Source organism: Candidatus Omnitrophota bacterium, assembly GCA_028715965.1.
Classification (GTDB): Bacteria; Omnitrophota; Gorgyraeia; order Tantalellales; family Tantalellaceae; genus JAQUQS01.
Genome location: JAQUQS010000056.1, coordinates 1 through 3374, shown reverse-complemented (window position 1 = coordinate 3374; position 3374 = coordinate 1). Strand labels below are relative to the sequence as shown.

Below are 3374 nucleotides of genomic sequence, written 5' to 3'. Positions count from 1 at the left end.
ATGCGGGGGATATCGCGTATGATTCCGACAGCGATGGGATAGCGGACCTTATGGAGTGGTATTTCCTCGGGCACCTGCGCGCGAACAAGGAATACACCGTCAGTTATTCATATGTGCTTTACGACGAATGCGGATACAGCTGGACGGATATAAACAGTGTCGATGATGTCGATGGTGACGGAATGCAGGATATACTCGAAGTCGCGTTGTACGGGCATACGGGGATCAATGCTACGGGCATGGACTATGATCATAATGGCAATGGTGTGGCGGATATCATGGAAGACATGTTGTTCGGGGCTTATGGCGAGGATTCGAACCAGGCATATGACCAGATCGGGGGCATTGAGGGCTTCATGGAGGGGACCCAGCCGCCTATCATACAGACGGAATATCCCCGGGATGTGGATATCGAGCTTGTGTCCTATGGTGGTGTATGGAGAGCGGAGAAAATAACGGCAAAACATGTGACCTCCGCGTACCCGGACCACAAGGCTGAGGGTCCGATACAGGACATTGATATCTATAACAACATCATAATGCTTAACGATATCCCGGTCATCATCAACGGGGAAGAGATAATACGGGATTATTACGGCAACACGTATACCGTTCGGGAATTACAGGAAATATTCGCCGGTAACGGTAATGAGGGCACATATATCACAGGTACTACCGTACCCGGGTACGCGGTCCAGGTAGGAGAGGTGGCCGACGGCGGTACGGCGACCATAAGGAAAGACGTGGCTTTCGAGATAACGACCATATTGTCTTTCAAGTGGAAGGTCTCTTCGGAGGACAACGATTATTTCCGGTTCTATGTGGATGGTGAGGAAGTGTCCGGGGTCGACGGGATCTCCGGGGAAACTGATTGGGCCACGGTGAATATAGCGCTTGCCGCCGGGTCTCATACGCTAGAATGGAAGTACATAAAGGATGGGGAGATATCGGAAGGCAGCGATACCGCCTGGATAGATGAGGTAATGGTCAAACCGTCGGACGTGGAGTTCGATTTTGAGCCCATACAGGGGCAAATAGCTCTGCCGGACGGATATGCCACATCCGGAGATGCCGATTTCTTTGTCCAGAGCTCGGTCTCGCATGACGAATATGGATATTCGGCGGAAGCCGGCGCGCTCAGCGCGGGGCAGCAATCGGTCATGGAAAAGAAAATAACGCTTGATGAGATATCCGATCTTACATTCTGGTGGAAAGTCTCCGAAGGGGATAAAGCGATAAGCGTGTATGTGGACGGACAGCTTTATGGAACGCTTTCCGGTAATACGGACGCGGACGGACAGTTCCACGAGTACACGATAGAATCCCTGACCGCGGGTGTTGAACATACTATCCAGTGGGTATATACGAGAGATGAGGCGGGTACGGATACGGAAGGCCAGACAGCATGGGTTGATGACATTACTTTCACGAGAACGTCCCGGTTCTTTGACCAAACGGAGTATGATGTCGATCCGGACACGTTCGATACCGATTCCTGGGTGATACAGGGGACCACCTCTTTTGAGGAAGGTACTTTCGCGTTGCAGTCCGGCTCCGTGGAAGTTGGTAATACGTCATATATCTCAAAGACCGTACAATATGCGGAGGATACCGAACTGGGATTCTACTGGAAGATCAGCTCGGCCGCTACGGATGGTATCAAGTTCTACCTGGACGGGGTGCTTGTGGACTCGCTTGACGGCGACAGTACCACGGTCACCGGTAACGAGGATGGGTGGGTCTATAAACGCGTAACGCTTACTGGTGGTGTTGCCCATGTTCTCCGGTGGGAATATGACCGTAGCGCGACGACCTCCGGGGCTACGAACAACAACGCGTGGCTTGACGGTGTAACCATAAAGACGAAAAGAGCCTACTCGTTCGACCTGCCACTCGGGGCGCAGGCGGACCTGCCGGAAGGCTATGAATCGACCACGTGGGTTTCCCAGAGCGAGACTTCTTTCGACGCTAACGGTTTCGCGGCACAGTCTATGGACACGTCCGCCGGGGCTAAATCATATCTCGAGAGGGCAATAGACCTGGTAGACGGCGCCACAGTAACATTTAAATGGAGGGTAGATTCCGCGGGTACGGATAAGCTCAAATTCTATATCGATGGTAGTGACGCCGCCCATTTACAGACATCCATAAGCGGCAGTGACGATGGATGGATAACGTACAGCATGTACGTGCCGGCCGGTTCGCATGTGCTCAGATGGGAATACGACAGGACGCTTACTTCCGGAGTAGCGGATGACCGCGCCTGGGTGGACGAGGTGGAGATCATATACGAGGATATGACCCAGAACTTTACTGGGGACGCCTATCCTGAAGGAACGAGCTTCTCCGTAGACCAGTTAGGCTTTACCGGTGATGGTTGGGTAGCACAGAATGTGACCAGCTACGACGATCGCGGGTTCGCCGCGGAAACGCCGCACATAGAGGCCGGCAACAGCACCTACATGCAGACCGATATTGACCTGGCTTCGGACGGTGCCGTAGAGTTTTTCTGGAAGATGGATGCGGCTTCACCCAACGAGATGGTGTTCCAGGTCATAGATAAGTCGGATTCCAGCGTGGTAGATGAAGTGAGCATATCCGGGGTAAAAGACTGGACGAAATACAGTTCGTCCATACTCTCCGCCGGCTCGTATACTTTGAGATGGGGATATGTTAAGGCCGCGGAAGACCTGACAAAACAGGATAAAGGATGGGTATATGGTCTAACTCTTAAAGAAGTAGAATCATCTATGTATATTGATGCCAGTGGTACGTCCAGTTATCTTTCAATAGACCCGATAACTCCCGTGTCGGACATGACATTGTCCGCTACGGTGGAATTTCCGCTTCCTACGACAGGTGATTACCGTACCCTTTTCCAGAAGGCTGGCGGGAGATATCACCATGTGCTGATAAATTCCACCGGGGAATTAGGTGTATACGATAACGGTTGGAGGACGAGTGGGTACAATGTGAACCAGCTTAGCGAGGGGCCGCATCAAATAACGGCTGTTCTTGACCGTACTACCGGGAAGACCAGGTTCTATGTGGACGGCCAATACGTCGGTGAGGCTAATGATGTCGTCACGGAACTGATAAGCGCGATCGGTAACCATACATCGGGTGGACAGGGCATAGGCCGCGTAGACAATGTGGCTATATTTGACCGGGCCCTAACGGTTGCAGAGGTCGAGTCTCTTAACGCTAATGGCGTGGCCGGGCTGGAATCGTCGCTCCTACTTTACTATGATTTCGATGACGGCACGGCTACTGATCTTTCCGGTAACGATAACGACGGGTTACTGGTCAACGGCGCTGAAATAGGATATGAGGGGAATGTGGTGTTCGAACAAGCGTTCTCGCCTCTTAGCCCT

General features: G+C 52.3%; 1 protein-coding gene. It reads left to right on the top strand.

The genetic code is table 11. The features are described from left to right. Window positions 1-3374 (top strand): hypothetical protein (locus PHH49_08655; GenBank protein MDD5489009.1); only part of this gene is annotated, 3374 nt, incomplete at both ends.